Annotated in this window: 1 protein-coding gene; it reads right to left on the minus strand. The window is 71.3% G+C overall.

Annotated features, from left to right (window positions below; all coding sequences use genetic code 11):
• The coding region (locus TN53_RS43665) for a LacI family DNA-binding transcriptional regulator (RefSeq protein ID WP_046264497.1) at positions 1–187 on the minus strand (187 nt) is incomplete at its 3' end.
• Positions 188–314: the final 127 nt, after the last annotated feature.

Consider the following 314-nt stretch of genomic DNA (forward strand, 5'->3'; position numbering starts at 1 on the left):
CGCCGACGCGGATGTTGCGGGCCATGAGGTTCGGCTGGAAGCCGAGCTTGGCGACGGCGGCGAGTACCTGTTCCCTGGTCTCGGCGGAGGCGGGCCCGTCCTCGTTGAGGACGCGGGAGACGGTCTTGGCGCTGACGCCCACTTCTCGGGCGACGTCTGCCAGGGTCGGGCGGCGGTTCGCTGCCATGGAGGAAACAGTCTCCTGTGCTCGTCGGTCCGGTCCCTCGGGGTGGACCCGTTCATCTCGCTGTCTGTTCCCGTGAGTTCCGGGGGGGGGAAGTCGGCCGGGGCGAACGGGGGGGGCACCCCCCCGC

It is taken from the genome of Streptomyces sp. WM6386 (genome assembly GCF_000972385.1).
GTDB lineage: Bacteria > Actinomycetota > Actinomycetes > Streptomycetales > Streptomycetaceae > Streptomyces.